Below are 21,093 nucleotides of genomic sequence, written 5' to 3'. Positions count from 1 at the left end.
CACGTCGGCGTCGGGCGTCCACTCGAAGTAGCCGCTGGCGGCGTCGAAGCTCACGCCGCTGGGCGTGCTGGCGTCGTAGATCAGAGCGAAGCGCGTGGCGTCGTTGTCGGCGTCGTAGGCGCGGACGTTGAAGCTCAGCGTCTGGCCCTCGGGCACCAGTTGCAGCGGCAGGGGCAGCAGCAGCGGTGCCTGGTTGACGTTGGCAACGACGATCTCCAGCTCGCGCGTGAAGCTGGCGCTGCCGTCGCTGGCGGTGAGCTTGAGCAGGTAGTGGCCAGGGGCCGTGCCGTTCTGGTTGTCAGTCTGCGCGGCGAAGAGGCCGGGCGTCCAGCGCAGCTGCAGGCGCGTCTGGCCGCCGCTGCCTTGGGTGGGCACCAGCTGCATGCCTGCGGGCAAGCCTTCCACGGTCCAGGCCAGTCCGTCGAGGTCGGTGTCGATGCCGGCCAGGTCGAGCGTCAACGGGGCGCCTTCGTCGACCATGACGACGGTGCGGTTGCCGGCCAGCGGGTCGCCCTGGACCGTACCGCCGGTGGCGGCGATGGCGAACAGCGTGGGCGCCGCGTTGCTGGCGCGCACGACGATTCGCAGGTCCTTGACCGAGACGTTAGGAGTCGGCGGGTGGTCGGGGTCGAGCACGTAGCCGGAATCGGCAGGCGGCAGGCCCGAGTCGGTCACGGCCAGGCTGATGTCGAAGCTGCCGCTGGTGCCGACCGGCGGTGTCCACACCAGCGTGGCGTGGCCGTAGCGCGGGTCGCTTTCGATGCGGGCGCCGGCGGGCAGGTTGGTGGCGGCGTAGCTCAGTGCGTCCTGGTCCAGGTCGGACACGAGGATGGGCAGGCGCAGCTCGGTGCCGGCCACGGCGACGACTCGGCTGGGCAGCGTGATGACCGGCGCCTCGCTGGGGCTGCGCACGGTGAGCACGAAGCTCTTGCCAGCGGCCAGCGCCTGGTTCTCGTCACCGTCACCGTCGTCCTGCACGACGACCGTGATGGTGTAGTCGCCGCGCTGGTTGGCACCGGGCGCGAAGCGGATCACACCGGTCAGCTTGCCGGCTTCGCTCAGCGTCTGCGTGTAGGTCGCAAACGGTGGCAGGCCCTGGAGGGTCAGCAGCAGCGGGTTGCCGTCGGGGTCGGTCGCCTCCACCGGGATCTCCAGCACCGCGCCACGGTCGACGAAGGCGTTGGTGATGTCGCCGAATGAGGGCGAGCGGTTGGCGTTGCTGACGACGATGGGCAGCACGATCTGGCTGCTCAGCGGCGTGCCGGTGCCATCCCCGTTGTCGGTCGCCGTGACGGTCACGGCGTAGATGCCGGCCTGGGCGTAGCCGGGCGTCCACAGGATCTCCAGCGTGTCGGCGTCGAAGGTCGCGCCCGCCGGCAGGCCGGTGACGCTGTAGCTGACGCTGGCCGTGCCGCTGCCATCCAGGGCCAGGCTGCCCGGGTTCAGGCGGAGCTTGGGCTCGAAGCCGGGGTTGTCCGGGTCGAAGGCGAAGACGCTGATGCGCAGCGGCTGGCCTTCCAGCACGCCCCAGGTCTGCACGGGGTCGAAGACGGGCGCACCGTTGGCGTTGGCCACGTCGAGCTTCAGGTCCCGCTTGACCGAGGTGGTGGTGACGGTGCCGTCCGGCGCCGTGAAGATGGCCGTCAGCGTGATGGGCAGGGTCAGCTGGCCGGCCTGGGCATAACCCGGCGTCCAGGCGAACCAGCCGGTGTCGCTGTCCAGCGTGGCGCCGCCGGGCAGCAGCGGTGCGTCCCACTGCAGCTTGACGCTGCTGCCGTCGGCCTGTTGCAGGCCGCCGGGCACGCTGCCGGGCAGTTGCAGGGCGAAGCGGTCACCCTCGCGGAGCACTTGCGTGGCCAGCGCGGGCAGGACCGGTGCCGGCCAGCCTTGCGTCACCGTCAGGTTGAAGCGGTAGCTCACCTCGTGCTTGCCGTCACTGGCGACGAGGGTGATGTCCTTGTACTCGCCGGCCTGGTCGTAGCCGGGCGTCCAGCTCAGCAGGCCGGTGGCGGCGTCGAAGAAGGCGCCGGCCGGCAGGTTGCGCACGAGGAGGGTGACGTTGTCGCCGTCCGGGTCGCTGGCCAGCAACGGCAGCTTCAGGCTGTCGCCCTCGGCCAGTTCCAGGTCGGAGATCCCATTGATGACGGGCGCATGGTTGGCGCCCGCCACGTCCACCGTGAAGCGACGAAGCGCGATGCCGCCGCGGCTGTCGGTGACGCGCAGCAGCACCTCGCTGTCGGCGCGGTCGGTGGCGGTGGGCGTCCAGTGCAGCGTGGCGCGGTTGCCGTAGCCGGTGGCGGCGCTTTCGACGAACGGGTCCTGCGTGATCGTCAGGCCTGCGGGGCCGCTGACGATCTCCCAGTAGAAGAGGCTGCCGTCGGCATCCAGGGCGCCTAGTTCCGCAGACCAGGCTTCACCGGCGCGGGCCGGTGGCAGCGCTGCGCTGTCGAGGTCCAGCTTGCCATCGTCGTCGAGCAGGCCCAGTTCGGGCGGCGTGTTGTCGTAGGGCACGGCGTAGACGCCATGGCCCAGGTTGAACTTGACGAGCTGGCCCGAGCCCGGCGACGTGCCGAAGCTGGCCGCCGAGCGGACCGTGACGGTCTGGCGCGCCAGCGTCTCGCCGGCCTTCAGCGGCTGGCCTTGCAGGGCCGGCGTCAGGTCCAGCACCCAGAGGTCGGACTGCGCGCCGTCGCCCTGGGCGGCGCCGAGGATGTCGTCGCCGAAGTAGCGGCCCGGGTCGAGCAGCAGCATCAGTGGGCCGCGCAGGTCGTCGACGCCAAGGTTGGTGATGGCCACGTCGTAGCTGATCGTGCCCGTCAGCCGGTTGGCGCGCGTGTCGACAAAGTCGATGCGAACGAGGTTGGAGATGTCGGTGACCGCGGTGAAGACGAGGTCCCAGGCGGTGCCCAACTGGACCTGTTGCGCGCTGCGCAGGCTGTCGGCCACCTCCAGGCGCCAGCCGCCTGCGGGCAGGTTGGGCAGGGTCAGGATGACGCTCTTGGCGGCGGCGTCCCAGCGCAGGCTCTGCGGCGCCAGGGCCAGGTCGCTATTGGCGCCGGTCGCGACGAGCCGGTAGTTCGCCGGGTTCAGCACCGAGGACGGACTGGTGGCGTCGGCACCATCGGCGCCGGTCCACATGGCTTGGTCGAAGCTGATGGCGATCTGCGTGAGGGGCAGCGGCACGAGGGCGCCGTCAGCCACGCTGGCGGCCACGACCTTGGGCGCCTTGACGGGCGCGAGCTCGTCGATGCGGTTGGTCTGCGCAACGAGGATGCGGCCATCGGCGGTGGCAACGATGCCCTCGCCGCGCGTGCCCCCTTGGGCGAGCTTGAGCGCGCGGCGGCTTGACAGTTCCACCGCCCAGACAGCGCTGCTGTGGGCCACCGTGCTGCTGCCGTCGGTCGCCGTCGGGCGCTGCGGCGTGTTGCTGCTGGCCAGCAGCAGACCGGCGAGGCCGGTGCCGGCTTGGCCGAAGGTGATGCTGTCGACAAGGCCGGAGAGGCGGTACTCCAGCTCGGCGCGGCCCTTGGTGGCGCCGCCCATCGGGAAGCTGATGATGTCGGTCGTTGCTTCGGGCAGGGCGCCCTTGACGTCACTGCCGGTCCAGCGCACGGCCCAGAGTCGGTTGTCGGGCCCGAAGGCGAGGTCGCCGACGCGGGTGTTGCTGAAGTGGGTCCAGGCGCGGTTGGCTTCGGCCTTGGGGTCGAAGATCTCGACGCCGTTGCCGCTGGCCACAAAGATGAGGCCGGTGCCAGGCTGGATGGCCAGCGCATGCGTCAGCGGTTCACCGGCCGGGGCGCGGGTGCGGCTGATGACCGCGCCGCTGCCGGCATCGATCAGCATCAGCTCGGAGCCGGTCATGACCCAGAGGTTGCCGACCGGGTCGACCGCCATGTCGAGGATGGCGCTGCCGGCGGTGAACAGCGGCTGCACGGAGCGCCCGCCGTCCTTGCCGAAGTGGAAGACTTCGTTGCGCGCACTGCCGGCGCTGGCCAGCACCGAGCCGTCGGCCAGTTCGACCATGGCGAGCGCGCCGATGTCGCCTTCGCTGGCGTTGAAACCGCTGGCGAAGCCGCGCAGTTGCAGCGGCGCCAGCACGGATTGCAGGTCTGCCCCAAGGCCACCCAAGGCCGGGGTGATGACGAAGCCGGGCAACCTCTGCGCCGCCTGGGCGAACAGCTCGCTGGCGGTGTAGCTGCGGTCGGGCGCGGCGGCAGGAAGCTCGCCGGTCTGGTCGAGCGTGTCGGTCACGCCCAGGCCTTGCTGCGCTGCGCTGCGGCTGCCGTCGTCGGGCAGCACGGCGTTGGCGACGCTGGCGGCTTCGCGGTTGCCGGCGTTGTCGGTGGCGACGGCCAGGAACTCGTAGTGCTTGCCGGCCTCGCCGGTGAAGAGGGCGGTGCTCTCGGCCCCCGCGATCTGCTTCTGCCAGATCTTGAAATCGCCGCCGTCCTCAGCGACGTAGACGGTGACGTGCTTGACGCTTGAGGCGTCGTCGGCGGCCTTCCAGTTCAGCTTGAACGTGGGTTCGCCGTTGGCGTTGTTGCCGTTGCTCGTCGCAGTCAGTGTGGTCAGCGGCGCATCGGCGTCCAGCGTGTGGCTGATGGTTGTGCTGGCGATGGGCGGTGTCGCGTCGAAGAACACGCGCGCCGACGCCGAGATGCTGGCGCCGGTCTTGGCGGTGTCGCTGGCGCGGATGGTGTAGGAGACGAACCCGCCTGCACTTGAACCGGCGCCTGCGGCACTGGGTGTCTTGCCGCTGGCGTCGGGCGCGAGCAGGCCCCGGACGGGGTCGTGCAGCACTTCGCCGGTGTCGGGGTCGATGGCCTGCAGCAACCAGGTCGCCACGCGGGCTTCGGCGTCGATACCGGCGCTGACGCGCAGCACATAGCCCTTGCCGGCCGCACCGGTGAAGTTGAAATCACCCTGGAAGACGGCCTGGCCGTCCGGCACATGGATGTTGATGTCGCCGATCTTCAGGTCACCCAGGCGCAGGCTGCGCGCATCAAGGTCGGGGTCGATGGCCGTCACCAGACGGACTTCTCCCACGGGTGCATTCGTCGGGTTGTTGAAGGTCAGCGTGTAGGGCAGGGCGTAGTCGGTCGGGACGTAGGTGGACCCATTGGCGGCGGGCAGGACTTGAGGGCCGCGCACGCTGATCGCGCTACCGACGTTGGCCTGGGCTTGCGCGGCCTGCTGCAGGTAGTTGGTCAGGTTCAGCGCCTGTGGGCCGACGGGGCGGAACTTTTCGTCCAGCACGCCGATGCGGCGCAGGTACTCCAACTCGGCGCGGTTGCCGGCGAAGACGTCGAAGCTGATGAAGTGGGTCGATTGCGAGGCGTGCTGGTCGTAGTCCGCCGGGTTGGGGGCAACGGGCACCGGCACTTCGACCGAGCTGCCATCGGCAAGTTCGCGACTTTCGTTGTAGTCGACGGGCGCATGCGCGGCATTTGCGTCACCCGCGTAGCGGGCCGTATCGCCGTACCACTGCTGCACCTGGGCGAAGAAGCCGAGCAGGTCGGCTTGCGTGCGGTAGCTCTCGCCGCCCTTGGCCAGCAGGATGCCGGTGGCCAGCGTGGCGTTCAGGCTGAGCACCAGGGCGTCACTGCGGATGGCCGGGGCGGTGCCCTCTGCATGCAGCAGGCCGGCGGCTTCGAGCGCGCCCAGCCAGCCCTTGACCCATTGCGCCTCGTCGGCGGCCAGCACGGCCAGCGTGCTCGGCGCTGTGGTGTCGGCCAGGATGGCGGTGCGCAGGGCTTTGGCGTGGGCGGTCTGGTCGGCGATGAACTCGTCGCGCGTCAGCGTCGTCACGCTGGCCAGCGTGTCGAAGCGGAAGGGCATTGCTGCAGCCTCCTCTTCCGTCACATGGCCTTCCTTGGCGAGGAACTTCTTGGTGAGGCCCTGGGAGATCTTGTCCAGGCCGGTGACGCCTTCGTCGAGGAGGCCGGCGGCCTTCCAGTCCGGGCGGATGGCGTAGAGCTTGTCGCGCAGGCCTTCGAAGTCGTAGTTGAGCCACTCCTGCAGGCCCGGGTAGGTCTGGACTTTGAAGGTGGCGCCGGCAAAGCCGTTTGCGGCCAGGTCAAAGGCGTAGCCCGGCGCCAGGTTCCAGCCGTTGGTGTTGGTCACGCCGTCCAGCGCGGCCCAGGGCACGTCGGCACGCACGCCCGTCGTGGGCGTGGTGCCGTACTGCTGGCTGTTGCCGCTGCCGGCCGCGACGGCGCCATCGGGCTTGCCGCCGACGCTGGTGCCGAACACGACGTAGGGCAGGTTCAAGCCTTCCAGCACATCCTTGCTTTGCCCCAAGTCGGTGGCACCCAGATCGAAACGCAGGTAGGGCGTGTCGACGTTGGTGAGGCTTTGCAGGCTGACGCTGTAGGTCGCTGCTTCGCCCGGCTCGATGTTGCGCGGGCCGCCGATGCCGATGGCGGCATCGACCTCGATCATGCGTTCGACGAGGTAACGATAGGGCTCGACGACACGCTGGCCGTCGGGATTGGTGACGACGACGTCGAACAAGCCCATGGGGACGTGGCGCAGGTCGAAGATGGCGCGGATGTGGGTGGCGTCCAGGACTTGCCAGCGCTCGGGTTCGATCTCGAACTCTCCCGGGCGGGCCAGCTTGACCAGCGCGCCCGCCGCGAAGCGGGCTCCTTCAATGTCCACGCTGACCCAGCGGTGGTCGTCGTCACCGACGCCGCCCTGGTCGGGCGTGACCTTGGTGATGGACAGCGGCAGCAGGTCGGCGCGCAGCGTGACCGGCGTGGCCTGAGCGGATGACGTGCCCTGGCGGGCGCGCACGAGGATGTAGTAGTCGCCGGCCTGGGTGGTGGGCACCAGCAGCGTCTGGTCGGGCGACACGGGGTTGCTGTAGGCCACATCGAAGGCGCTGCCGGTGGGCACGTCGTTCCAGCGGATGTAGACCTCGTTGGCACCGTCTGCGGCGGTGGAATCGAGCAGCACGCGCAGCGTCTCACCGGCGGCGACGCTGACCTTGTAGAGCTGGGTCTGATCAGCGGAAAGGGTCGTGGCCAGGGACTGCCCGACGACAAGCGCCGGCACCTCGACGTGCAGCGCCGCGCCCGAGGCGCTGCGGTTGTTGGCCTCGCCCGGCGGCAGGGTGAGGCCGGTCTCGGTGTAGGTGATCCGGCCTTCGAAAACCTCGTTGTAGAGGTCCGGCCGCACGATGACGCGCCAGGCACCGTCCTTGAGCGCCGGCAGCTTGGCCTTCAGCGTGGCGGTATAGCTGCCGTTGGCATCGAGGTCGCCGACATGGGCAACCTTGCCGATGGCGGTGTCGTTCAGGTCCCAGGCGTTGTCGGCGGACAGGTAGAGCGCGTCCGTCCAGCGGCCATAGGCGGGGTTGATGGACGAGTTCTGGACGGTGAAAGTGATCTCGACTTCATCACCGACCTTGGCGCCGCTCGGAACAACGACGTTGGTGACGACGAGGTCGGCCGGCGGCGGCGTCTCGATGCGCATGGGCTGCACAGCGGCCGCGTTGTTGTTGTCGTCCTTGCCGAACTCCAGCACTTGGCCCGTGTCACCGCTGCCCCAGATGCGCGCGGGGTCGGTGACGACGAAGACGTAGTAAGGCCCTTCCAGGTCGCGCGGCGCGGTGTAGGTCAGGCTGCCGGTGTAGCTGCCATTGGCGGCCAGGCCGCCGCTGTGCTGCACATAGCCGAGGTAGCGGTCCTTGTTCAGGTCCAGGAAACGGTCCTTGGACAGGTAGACCATGTCGTACCAGCTGCCCTGGTCGGTCGGCGTCTTGCCGCCGAGGTTGTCGACCTTGTAGGCAACCGTGAAGTTCTGGCCGGCGATGACGGCGTCGGGCGCGGTGACGCTGGTGACCTGCAGGTCGGGCGGCGCGGCCAGCGTGATCGGCAGCGCGATCTGCGCGATGTTGTTGGCCTCGTCCTTGAACTCCGGTACGCCGTTGGTGCCGCTCTCGCCAATGGGAGTCAGGCCCGCGCGGATGGTGCTTTGCACGCCGCTGCTGTTGTAGCCGGCGAAGACGCCGGTGTCTGCCTTGACGATCAGCTTGAAGTCACCGCTGATGGAGGTCGGCAGCGCGAAGGTGGCCGTCTGCGTGTAGCTCTCGCCGGGCTTGAGCGTGCGGCGCGGCTCGATGGGGTCCTGGGTCAGGTCGACCTGGCTGACGTGCAGCAGGCGCTCCAGGTCGCTGCCTCGGTCCACGAGGGCGTAGTCGCTCGGGTCCAGCGTGCCGTCGCGTGACAGGTAAACGCCGTCCATCCAGCCCGCCACGCGGGTCTCGCGCGTGCCGCGGTTGGTGACCGTCCATGTCGCGGTGAGGGTGTCGCCGGAGCCAGGGTTGGGGTTGTTGACCGTGATCTGGTCGATCTGCAGGTCGGGCTCGCGATAGATGACGTCCAGCGACGCCTGGCCGCGGTTGTTGCCGGCGTCCGACTCGAAGGCCGAGGTGACGTAGTAGGTGTCCCGCGTGTAGGCGTTCTCGTTGCTGTACTGCGAGTCGGGCCGGTGCCGCTCCGGCTGGCCGGTGTAGGTCCAGGGCTGGTCGAGCGGGGGGATGTAGGGATTCAGGTTGCCGGCGTTGTGCAGCGCATCGGCAATGACGTAGATGTAGTAGGTGCCCTCGGTGCCAGGCGGCAGCTTGACGAGGGCGCTGGCCGTGTAGCTTTCGCCGGCGCCCAGCGGCGTGGTGTTGCTGTGCACGACCGAGGCCAGCGGCGTCGCCCGCGACGGGATGAAGGTCGGGTCAGGGCTGATCCAGACGTTGTCCAGCCAGCCCTTGGTGCCCGTCCACACGGCGGCACCGGAGTTCTGCACGGTCCAGGTGACGGTGGTCTCCTCGCCGGAGTAGTTGGTGGGCAGTGTCGTGACGTTGGTGACGCGCAGGTCGGCCGGCGTGTTCGTGACCGTGGATGCGACGCGGTTGACGTTATTGGCTTCGTCCACCTCTGTCACATCGTTGCGGCCCGTGTAGCTGTAGCCGGCGTCCGTCTGCACAACCAGGTAGCCGCCGCTGATCGATGGTGCCAGGGCGACAGTCTGGCTGACGCTGTAGGTCTCGCCATTGCCCAGGCCGCGCTGCTGCTTGAACTCGCCCAGCAGCCAATAGACCTTGGCAAGCGTCGGGTCCGGGTTGTCCATCAGCCAGACCTTGTCGGTCCAGCTGCCGCCGAAGGCATCGCCGCGGTTCTTGACGGTGTAGCTGAAGCTGTAGTCGCCAGCGGCCTGGGCCGTGGCGGGTGCGCTGACGCTGGTGACGACGAGGTCGGGCGGGGTGATGCCCAGCACCGAGATCGGGCGAGCCTTGTAGTTGTTGTTGTCCGCCTGGGTCGGGTCGTCGAGGTTGATGTTGCTGGAGAGCGTGTCCTCCAGGATGGCGTCGTAGGTGTCGCTCCAGACGGTGACGTAGTACTGCCCCGTCTTCATGCCCTCGGGGATCTGCACATTGAGCGAGCCCAGGTAGTTCTCGCCAACAGCGAGGTGACCCGTGTGCGTGACCTGGCCGAGCCTGATGTCGCCCTTGCCGGGGTTGGGGCGGCTCTTGTCGACGCTCAGCCAGATGGTGTCGGTCCAGCTGTTGGTTGTCGCCGCATCGCCGCGCGTGGTGGCCGAGCCCTTGTTGGTGACCTTGTAGTCGACCTGGATGCCGGCGCCATGCACGGCCTGGTCCGGGGCGACGACGTCGCTGGCGACGAGGTCGGCGAACGGGATCGCGTTGACGTGAATGCGCTGGGCGCGTGCGTTGTTGCCCTCGCTGGGGTACTCGTCGATGCGGTTGGCACCGTCGGCCACGACGATGAGGTAGACGTCGCCGCGGTAGCGGATGGGGATGTCGATGCCGCCAACCGTCGTCGTGTACGGGTCGCCGCCGGGGCTGAGGGCCGAGGCGCTGTCGACGCGGGCCAGCAGGAGGTCGTCGCTGCTGACGGTGCCGTCCAGCGACAGGTAGACGTAGTCCTGCCACTGGCCCGAGGTGGCCTCGGTGCCGGTGTTGGCGACGGTGAACTTCAGGCCGGCGGTGGTGCCGGCCGTCACGTCGGTGGGTGCCTGGATGTCGGTGACACGCAGGTCCGGCCGGTTGTTCAGCTGGAGGGTGATCGCATCGGTGTCGGTCGTCGTGTTGTTGTCGCGCGCCGTGCCGTATTCGTAGACCTGTGGCTGGCCGTTGCTGCCGAGCAGGCTGTTGGTGGTGACGCGCAGGCGGTAGCCGCCCTCGATCTTGCTTGGCAGGCGGACCTGCTCGGTGCGCGAGTAGCGCAGGCCGGCGTCCAGGCTGCGGTCGTAGGTGTAGGTGCCCAGCACGACGGTCGTGCCGTTGGGAGCGAGCAGCAGCACGGTGTCCTGCCATTGGCCGGCGGCGCGGGCCAGGCCCTGGTTCAGCACGGTCCACGTCACGTCGACGAGGGCGCCTTCCTGCGCGGTCGCGGGTGCGTCCAGGCTCTCGACGACCAGGTCGGGCGATTCGCTCAACGTGACGGGCACGGCCAGCGAATGGCCGGCGTTGTTGTCGCCGTAGACGAATTCGTAGACGCCGTTGTTGACCGCTGCCGTGACGTTGAGATACCAGTCGCCCGAGATGCCCTCGGGCAGGCGCACGTTGATGCTGCGGTTGTAGCTGTCGCCCACGGCCATCTGACCCAGATGACCCGCTTGACCCAGGTCGAAGCGCTGGCCGCTGCCGTCGGCATTGCGGCTCAGCCAGACGCTGTCGGTCCAGTTGGTCGTGTTGGTGATGCCGATGCCTCGATTGGCAACGGTCCACTGCACGGTCAGGTCGCGGCCGCTGTAGGCCACGCTGGGCGTGCTGACCGCCTCGACGCGCATGTCCGCGTAGGCGATGGGCATCACGTCAGTCGTGTGGCCGGCGCTCTTGATGTTGTTGCTCTCGCTGCCGTTTTCCCAGACGGCGGCCGTGGCGTCCGACTTCACGAAGATCGTGCCCCGTCGGCTGAAGGTCGGCCCGAAGCTGTAGCTCAGGTTGCCGCTGTAGCTCGCGCCGGCGGCCAGAGCCTGGCTGTGCACCACGTTGCCCAGCACGATGTCGTCGCTGTCTCCCAGCACGTCGTTGCTGCTGTAGATGATGCGGTCGGTCCAGCCGGTCGTGCGGCCGGCGCCTGAGCCCTGGTTCTGCACGGTCCACTCCACGGCGATGCTGGCCGGATCGTCGATGACCTGGGTGGGCGCACTGACGCTGACGACGGCAAGGTCGGCATAGGCGTCCTGTGCCACATTGATGGCCAGGCTGTCCTGGTTGTTGGCCTCAAAGGTCGACTCGTTGTTGGCGTTGGCCGTGTCGGTGACGACGATGAGGCGCCAGGCGCCAGACAGGTCGACCGGCAGCGTGAAGCCCAGCGTGCCATCACTGGACGCACCTGCGGCCAGGTTGTCGATGACGCGCTCGCCCAGCAGCGTGTCGCTGCCGTCGACATCGCCATCGCGGGACAGGTAGACCTTCTCGCGGACGTTGGCTGCGGGCGCGCTGCCCAGGTTGCGCGTCTGCCAGTTCAGCGTGATGGCTTCGCCGCCCTGCAGCAGACCGACGGTGCTCAGGTTGCGCAACGCCAGGTCAGGTGCGATGACCGCGACGTTGGCCGTCGCGATGTTGTCGGCCTCGTTGGACTCGATGACGTAGTTGTTGCGGTCGGCCACCACCTCCAGGCGCCAGTTGCCGGGCGGCAGGGCCGGCACGGTCAGCTCCAGCGTCTGCGCCAACGTGCCGCCTGCGGCCAGCGTGCGCGAGGCCCAGGTGGACGACAGCACCTGCGTCGGTGCGAGGCCCAACGTGTCGACCAGGCGGAGTTCTTCGCCGAAGAAGCCGTTGACGGGGTCGTTGCCGCTGTTGCGCACCGTGTAGCTGAGCTGCACGGGCTGGCCGACGCGCCAGTCGGCGGGCGCGCTGAGGCCTTCGATCTGGAGGTTAGGTTTCGGCTCGGCCTGTACCGTTGTCGGCTGGGCCGCGACGATGACGTTGTTGCCGGTGCGATCCAATTCATAGACCGCCGTGAAGGCGTCGGTCTTGACGATGAAGTAACGCGCGCCGGTGGCGTCACGCGGCACGGTGAAGTCCAGCGCCGCCGCGTAGCTGTCGCCCACGGCCAGCGTGCCGACGTGCGTCACCGAGCCCAGCAGCGTGGACTGGGCTGTCAGGGCAGGGGTGCTGCTCAGGTAGACCTGGTCGACCCAGCGGTTCACGTCCGTGGTGACGGTGCCGTCGTTGCGGACGGACCACTCCACGCGCGCGCCTCGGCCGGCGAAGACGTCGGCCGGCACGCTGGTCAGCGTGGGCACGAGATCGGCATAGGTCTGCACGATCGTGATCGGGTCGGAGACGCGGCGGTTGTCGGCGCGCGTGTCGGGTTCACGCACGCTGGCGTTTGCATCGGCGATGACGGCGATGCGGTAGTTGCCCTGGATGCGCGCGGGGATGCGCACGTTGAGGCGTGCCGTGTAGCTGTCGCCCTCGGCCAATGCGCTGGCGTGCGTGAGCGCACCCAGCAGCACGTCGTCGGCATTGCCGATGACGCCATCGCTGCTCAGGATGATGCGGTCTACCCAGGGCGCGGTGGCAGTGGCCGCGCCCCGGTTGGCGACGGTCCAACTGACGTCCACGGAGTCGCCCGAAGGCGCCGTGACGGGCACGATCAAGCTGCTGACCGACAGGTCGGCATACAGGCGCAGTGTCGCGTCGAAGCTGCCGGTCGCGACGTTGTTGCTTTCGGCATCGCCCGCAGCATTGGTCTCGAACAGGATGCCCGCGCCACTGGCGGCGCTGTCCGTGGTGATGCTGATGTCGAACGTGCCGGCGCCCAGCGTGCCGTCAGGCAGATCGAACTGCAGGCTGCGCGCACGAGCCTCGCCCGGTGCCAGCGGCAGGCCGGCACTGCCGGCGAAGGCGACCAGCGTGTTCAGCACGATGGCACCGGCGCTGCCGTCGGCACTGCGCTGTCGGATGACGACGCGATCCTGGTAGGCCACCGGCGTCGGGACCCGGCCCTGGTTGATGTCCTCCCACAGCAGCGTCAGGCGGTCGCCCGACTGCAGGCCGGCGGCCTGCTGCAGATGCACGCCGCGAACGGCAAGATCGGGGCCGACCTCCAGCGTCTGCAGGGTTGCGTTGTCGTTCTCCAGCGAGCCGCTGGCGTCGTACTCGGGGACTTGCGATAGCGTGTCGACGATGACACGCAGCTGGTAGCGCCCGATGGCGTTCAGGCCGGTGGGCCAGTTGAAGCTGGCATGGCGCGCGACGGTGTCGCCGCCGTCCAACGCCTGGGCTGTGAAGGCCTGGCTGATGTTGGCCACGACGACGCCGGTGGTCGTGTTGAGCAGCTCCACGCGCTCCGTCCAGCCGTTCTGGGCCGTGGCGTTGCCGGTGTTGACGGTGGTCCAGCTCACGGTCACGGGTGCGCCACTGGTCCAGTCCGCAGCCGGATCGATGCTCAGGTCGTGGATCTGCAGGTTGGCGTAGTCGGCCAACGTGCTGCTGAAGGCAGCCGTGCCGCGATTGTTCTCTTCGGCGCGGCCGTTCTCCGGCTGGGTGTTGTCGGTGTCGGTCTCGACAGTGACCGTCAGGTCCCCCGCGCCGGCAGGGCCATCGGGCAGGCGCAACGTGACGATGCGCGATGCCGACTGGTTGGCGGCCAGCGAGCCCGACTGCGCCTCGACGTAGGGCAGTTGCACCTGGGCCACCACCTCGCCCGTGCCCGCGCGGCGCACCACGACGCGTTCGTTGAAGTCGCCCAGCGTCGGTGACACGCCCTGGTTGAGCGTGGTCCAGCTGACCTGGACCATGGAGCCGGACTTGATGTCGGCGCCGGTTGCAGCCGGAGTCACGGCGACGTCGCGCACGACGAGGTCCATGGCCGAGGGGCGCGTGGACAAATCGATCTCGCGCGGCTGGCCTGCGCGGTTGACGAAGGCCGCCAGGCGATAGGCCACAGGCACGTCAGCCCCGTAGCCTGCGTCAAGCAGCAGCGTGTAGCGGCCGGACACGGTGGCCACGACCTCGGCATCGGCCAGTTGCTGGCTGTTCACTTCGCGACCGTAGGGGTCGATGAGGCGCACGTTGGCCGTGTAGTTGTAGCGGCCCAGGCTGGAGTTGTAGGTGCGGGCGGTCAGGTCTCGGAAGTCGACGAACAGCCGGTCGCCGGCCAGAGCGTCGATGGCGTAGCTGACCATCTCGCCAGTGGGCTCGATGCGACCGTCGACGACCTGGGCATTGGCCAGCGGCGTGGCGGCGGTCGTGTCCAGCAGCCGGAAGGCGTAGGTGTTGGTGTTGAAGTCGCTGCTGTTGACGTTCAGCGTGTAGCTACCGGGCGCGAGCGTCAGCACCTTCACTTCGGGCGTCTGGTTGCCGGCGTAGATCTGGCCACTCTGACCGTCGGCGCCGTAGGGGCCCGTCAGCGACCAGCTGATCGCGTAGTAGTTGGCCGACGTGCCGCCGTTGAGGCGGTCCATGATCAGCGTGCGTGGCTCGGTCAGCGTGAAGCTGTAGGCGCGCGACTGCGTGACGGCGTCCAGCGTGCCCGAGACCGTCTGGCCCAGCGTCAACGTGGTTGGCGCGCTGCCGGCGCTGACCTTGTCGACCTGAAAGGACATGCCACCACTGGCGCTGCTGCCGTAGGTGTAGCCGGCCCAGTCGAAGACCAGGTAGACCGGGCCGTCACCGGACGCGGGCACGGCCGCGGCGTCGGTACTGGCGTTGTTCCAGCCGCTGAGTTGTTGGCCGTAGCCGTTGAAGAAGGCCCAGCGAGGGGTGCTGCCGGTGCCGGATGACAGCGCATTGAAGCGCATCAGGTCACCCGCCTGGGCGTCGATACGCCAGATGCGGGCCTGGTAGTCCGAGGCGGCCGGCGCGCTGACCGACTGGCCGAAGTCCAGGCGGGGCACGGCGGCGTCGTCCATGCGGCGCCACGTGAAGTCGTAGCTGGAGCTGCTGTACTGGGCGTTGATCTCAAGCGTGTAGACGCCAGCCGTCAGCAGGTGAGGGCGATCCCAGCCGGCGCCGACGACGGCGCCATTGGCGTCCAGCACACGCGCGGTGTTGTAGTAGAAGCTGTAGTAGTCGGGGATGCTGTTGCGGTCCAGGTACCAGGTGCCAGCCTCGGTGACCTCGAACTGGTAGGTGGTCTTGGCGTCGGTCGCGAGGTTGCCACTGGCCGACATAGTCGAGACGACTGGCGTCGACGCCACAGCGGTGCCCCAGTTGGCGTCCAGCACCCAGGCGTTGGCTGTGCTGCCGTCGCTGGCCGGGCGCGTCGCCCGCAGCAGCCAGGTGCCGGCGACGCTCAGGTCCATCTCAAGCGCGGCGCCGCCGGCCGGGTTCCAGGTGGCGGCGAGGCTGCCGTTGGGATCGATCAGTTGCACCGATCCGCCGCTGGGCCATTGGCTGGCGGCGAGGCGCAGGTGGTCACCAGTGGCGACCGGCAGGCTCCACAGCGTTACCGCATCGGTGCCGGTGGGCGCGGTCAGCGCGCGGCTGACCCCGGGTTGGCGGTTCAGCTGGTTGGCAGCTGGAACTTGGCGCGCCGTGAAGCGCACCGTACTCGTGACGGCGTCGTTCGCACCGTTGACGCGCACGATGTAGTCGCCGGCGCCGAGGAAGACACGGCGCACGCCGGCCGCCTGCCCGGCGTAGACGTAGCCGTCGCTGAGCAGCGTGCCGTTGGGCGACAGCAGTTGCACACGGCCCTGGCCCACGTCCACGGTCATGTCTTGCAGCTCGACCCAACCGCCTGCGCTCAGGCGCAAGCTCAGGTCGCGCTGGTCCAGCCTCGTGGCCAAGGTGATTGCCACGGTCGCGTCCCAGGCGAGGGCGTCCGAGCTGGTGGACGGCTGGCGCAGCGTGGCCTCGAAATGGACGGGGCTGGACGAGGCGTAGTACTGCTTGGCAAGCAGGTAGACCGGCCCGGTCTGATTGGCCGTGAAGCCGACGGAGCTGGTGTAGGTCCAGTCCGTGCCGGTCATGGTGCGGCCCGACGCATCCACCAGCATGTAGCGGAAGTAGTCGGGGTAGACCGTCGGGGTGGTGAAGTCCAGGTTGTAGGCCTGGCCCGCAACGACGTCGAAGCTGTGCGACACCAGCGTGCGGCCGGCAGGCAGGTCGCCGCTGATCTGGGTGGCGTCGCCGTGCGCGACTGCGCCGGCTTGCAGGTCCAGCAGCCGGAACGCGTAACCGGGCGTGGCGGCAGTCGCCTGGGCCGTGATGTCGACGCTGTAGGTGCCGGCCGGCAGGCGGCGCACGTAGTAGCTTTCGGGGCTGGACAGCGACAGGCTGGTTTCGTCGCCTCGTGGCCCGGTCAGGCGCAGGTTGGCCGAGCCGGACTGCGGGTCGATGAGAACCGTGCGGTCTTCGGTCAGCGTGAAGCTGTAGTGGTTGATATCGCCCGGGTTGGCGATGCTGCCGGATACGCTGCTGCCCAGCGTCAGTGCAGCGCGCGGCTCGCTGTAGCTGCGCAGCGTGAACGTGCCGTTGATAGCAGAGGTGTCCGTGCTGCTGCCGTAGACGTAGAGCACGTAGCGGCCGGTCTCGCCCAGCGTCACACGCTGCGAGTAGTCGCTGCTGCCGTAGCCGTCGCCGCTGACGACGGTGCTGCCGTTCGGACCGATCAAGGAGTAGGAGATGCTGCTGGAGCCCGCCAGGCGCGGGTCGAGTAAAAGCGCTTGGCCCTGCGTGCCGTCGAGCTGCCAAGCCTGGCCTTGCTGGCCCTGGGTCAAGCCGATGACGGCCGGCGTGCCGACGATGAGCGTGGGCAGGTGGGTTTCAGTGTCCGCCAGCACGCGCCAGATGCCGGGGTTCTCGCGCGACGCGGTCAGGCGCAGCTCGTAGCTGCCGGCCGGCAGGTTGAGCAGCTGGTGAACGTCGCTGTAGTACAGGTTGGTCTTGGCCAGCGGCGTGCCGGCCGCGTCGGTGCGCACCAGCGTAGCGTCGTAGTAGTCGCCCGAGGCGTCCAGCCACAGACGAGTCGGGTCGGTGAGCGTGAAACGCAGCCGCTGCTCGTCGGCGGCATGTTGCATCGTGCCGCTGGCGGCGGAGCCCAGCACCAGGTTGGATACGTTGCGTTCGGCCTGCTGCAGCCTGAAGCTGTCGGTCGCGGTCAGGCCGGAGGAATAGCTGTTGGCGCCCAGCGCCAGCGTGTAGGTACCGCTTTGCGTGGCCGTGAAGCTGATGGCTTTGTTCGTGTACCACCAGTCACCACCGAAGCCGCTGTACAGCACCTCTGCGCCACTGCCATCAAAGACGCGCACGCGGTAGCCGCGCTCATAGGCGGGCACGGCGGCGGTGGAGAAGGTGTAGGTCCGGCCCGCTTCAGCATTGAAACGCACCAAGCCGTCGGCGACGCCGTTGGTCCACGTGATGTCGAAGCCGGTGCCCGGGTTGACGTCCCGCACGGCGCCAGCCACCAGCGTCGCGCTGAAGCGGTCATCGGCGCCAGGCACGGTGTAGTAGTCGCTGCGCTGCACGCGCAGCGTGTAGCGGCCGGTGGCCAGGCCCCAGACGCGCGTTCCACCGGAGGACAGCACATCCACCGTGTTGCCACTGGCATCCAGCACCGTGTAGGTCTTTGCAGAGCCGGTGGAGCTGAGCGTGTTGATCTGCAACTGGCTCGCACTGCTCAGATTGAGGCTGAAGTCCCGCGTGTCGTAGGACTGCAGGAAACGCCCGCTGATCGTGTCGCCGAGCGACACGCTGGTCGTCCCCAGCGGGGCCGTCGGTAGCTCGAAGCGCAGCGCCGTGGTACCCGCAGAGAAGGTGTTGCGCGCCACGGCCAGCAGGTAGTGACCATCGCGCGGCACGCTGAGCGCAAGCGGCGTCAGGGAAGACAGGTCGCCCTCGGACAGTAACGTACCGCCTTGGTCGTAGAGGCGGAACCAGTTGTCGGCGCCGGCTCCGGAGATGCCGCGCAGGTAAGTCTTGACGTCAGCATCCAGCACGACGTCGAACAGTTCGTAGGCGTCGTTCGCGGCCAGGTCCACAGACACCGCCGTGTCCGTCGCGATGGGGCTGCTGTGCGCAGCGTCACGTAGGGTGAAGCGCGCCAGGCCGCTACCACCCGACAGGATCAGTGTGTACTCGCCTGCCGGCAGCCAGCGCACCGGCGCCTGCCAGCTGCGGTCGCGACCGTTGTAGAAGGACTCGCGCCAGACGCCGTTGGCCTCGGTGCCGCGCGGGCCACTCAAAGACCATTGCGTCCAATTGCCCGCCTGCCATTCCAATGCGACCCAGCCGTCGGCGGCCTGCGTGAAGCGGTAGGTGGGCGTCGTGACGCCATCGTTGGAGGTGCTGACATCGGTACCCAGCGTCACAGCCACGGCGGCCGGGGGCTGCGCCGGCACTACGGCATCACGCGCGACGCGCAAGGCCACCATGGCATCACCGCTGCGGGCCTGGCGCACAAGGCGCACGAACACAGGACCGCTGGCTGTGCCTTGGGTGATGCTCGTGCCGCCCGTCACCGTCAGCGCGCGGCCGAAGGCGTCATAGGCCAACACGGTGAAGTCGGCGGCTTGCGCCGACAGCGTCAACGTGAAGCCGTCGCCCGGGTTGGCGTCCAGGCGCCATAGCAGCGACTGGCCGACGGCCAGGTCCGGCAGGCTGTTATCGCCGCCAACGGCTGCGGTGCTGGCGGCGGCAACCGGCGTCATCGTGACGCCCACACCGCCAATGGCCAATCCCGTGGCACGCATTTCCAGCCGATAAGTACCCGGTGCAAGGTAGCGCACCGGGGCGGCGTTGCCACGCTGGCTGCTCAGCGCCGTCCAGTCGAATTCGGTACCGCGTGGCCCGGTCAAGCGCCATTGACCTCCGTCGAAAGCGGCCGATGGCTCCAGCACGAACGCTCCGCCGCTGCTCACGACGAGGTCGGACGAGACGACCTGGCCGCTGTTGGCGACATCGAGACTGAACTGCAGCGGGCTGTCGGGCGTGACCGTCTGGGTGCCGGGTGCGGTGGACGTCCAGGTGGACAGGCGCAACTGCCCCCGTTGCACACTGTTCGTCAGGTTGGCGTCGGCCCAGATGAAGTAGCTGCCGCTTTGCGGCAGACTGACGGTGGCAATCTGGCCGACCACCACGCTGCCGCCGCCGATGCGCAGACCGTTTGCGTCCGTGACGAGCCAGTTCGCCGTGTTGGGCGCCTGGCTGCGGGCTCGCTCCACCGTCACACTCAGCGTGCCGGTGGGCGCGTCGACGCCGCTGCCCGCCACGAGAGGGTTGAAGCTGCGGTTGCCATACGCACTGAAGCCCAGCGCATACACGCCCGTGCGGGGCGCGGTAAAGCTCAGCGGGCTGTCGTCGGTGCTGCTGACCTGATTGCCGGCCATGTCAAAGACGCGCAGATAGCCGTCTAAGCTGGGGCCGTTGGGTGTCGAGACCTTGAGCACGTCGCCCGCAGTCAGCACGATGCGATAGAAATCGACGTCACGCGCCGGATAGCTGCCGTCGCCGATGCGCATGTCCAGCACGGTACTGCTGCCTTGCGCTACGAGTGCGTCGACCGCTTGCGCCAGATTGTCGGGTGGCTCCGTCGACACGCCTGCGCCTACCGCTGGCGTGCGCCCGACGGTCAGGCTGATCTGGGTCGCCGACATCGCGGCGCCCGCAGCCGGTGCGGCCGTCGGGTCATAGATGGTGTTGGCTGCACGGCTCACGCCGAGGTAGACCAGTCCCGTGGTGTTCGCCGTCCAGAGCAGGTGCCCGGCGGCGGCATTGGCCAGTTCATGGCCGGCTTCGTCGAACAGACGCAAGCCCCAGGCCGTCACCCCGTCGGGCAAGGCGATGTCCAGTTGATCGCCGGCCACCGCCAGCAGCCGCGTCATCGAGACGTCCAGCTCGCCGGCCAGGCCGCCGCCCAGCGATACCAACAGGTTCCTGGCCGTGCCGGCCTGCACCAGCAGCTCGCCCGCCGTGGCGAGGCTGTTGGCCGTGTTGACGGCATCGGGCAGCCCCTCGTAGCCCAGCGACAGCTGCTGCGCACCGTTGGCCTCGACGCGCACGACCTGGCCACCCATCGAGACGTCCGATGGCACCGGGAGGTTGGCACCGCTGAGCACTGCCGGGGCATTGGCCGCCGACAGTAGGCGAAAACCCACGGTGCCCGTGGCACGGGTTGAACTCTGCAGCCGCAGCACGTAAGCGCCGGCAGCCAGCCGCATCGGGTCACCTAGCCCGTCCTGGCTGCCGAAACTGCCGGTGCGCACTTGCGTGTCGGTGTCCACGCGGCGCAGCTCCCAGCTCTGGTCACTGCGCGGCAATGACAGCTGGTCCCACTGCAGCAGCGTGCCCCGGTCCAGGTTGAAACGGTATTCCACGCCGTCGCCGGGCTGAGCCAGCGCGACCGTCACGGCCTGGCCCAGCGTCAGGTCGAACTGGCGCAGCGGGTTGCGCCACAGCGTGAAGCCATAGTCCAGCGCATTGGTGGCGCCGCTGCTACCTTCCACGGACAGCCAGTAGGTGCCGGTACTGGCGGCCGTGAACACGCTGCTGTCACTGGTCAAAGAGATCGGGCCCCACACCGTCTTGGCCTGAGGGTCGAACAGAGTGAAACTTCCACCAACATTGCCGGCTGCGGCTTGCATGAGCAGGCGATCACCGGCTGTCAGGTTGACGCTGTACAACGCCGCCTGCGTGCCAGCCTCAAGACGGCCAGTCGTCGGAACGCCGCTTTGCAACGCCTTGGACGCTTCGATGCCCAGCAGCTGAAAGGTGTAATCGCTGGTGCGGTCCCCCACACCATCCACGGTCAGGCTGTACGTCCCCGGGCTCAGGTCGAGGAAGCGGTCACCGGTGCTTTCAAGGCTGCGGAAACTGAACTGGTCGGTGGCATTGGGGCCCTGCAGCTGCCACTGGATTTGCGTGCCTTGCACACCGTCGAACAGGAAACGCGTCTGCTCGGTCAGCGTGAACTGATAGCGGTCCTGTTCGCCGGGCTGGTCGATGGCGCCAGCAATCAGATGCACACCGGGTAGCGCGTCGGCCGACAGCAGGAGCTTGGGCTCCAATGTCTCGATCTTCCAAGCTCGCGGTTGGCCGGCCTCGCCGGGGATAGACGCACTCTTGGAGGCACGACGCAAAGCGGCCGCTGCACGGGCGCGCAAGGATTTGATCGACAT

At 68.5% G+C, this 21,093-nt stretch carries 1 protein-coding gene (only partly in view); it reads right to left on the bottom strand.

The genetic code is table 11. The annotated features are described in order from the left end of the window. Nucleotides 1–21,093: the 5' portion of a CARDB domain-containing protein gene (locus tag ABIS05_RS09980; RefSeq protein ID WP_348009153.1), read on the bottom strand. It extends 11,466 nt beyond the left edge of the window; 21,093 of the gene's 32,559 nt are visible here — the first part of the coding sequence; the start codon lies at nucleotides 21,091–21,093; the stop codon falls past the left edge of the window.

The sequence above is a fragment of the Roseateles sp. genome (assembly GCF_039929605.1).
Lineage (GTDB): Bacteria > Pseudomonadota > Gammaproteobacteria > Burkholderiales > Burkholderiaceae_C > Pelomonas.
Note: the sequence above shows the minus strand (reverse complement) of the source record. Positions and strands in the feature narration are given on the sequence as shown.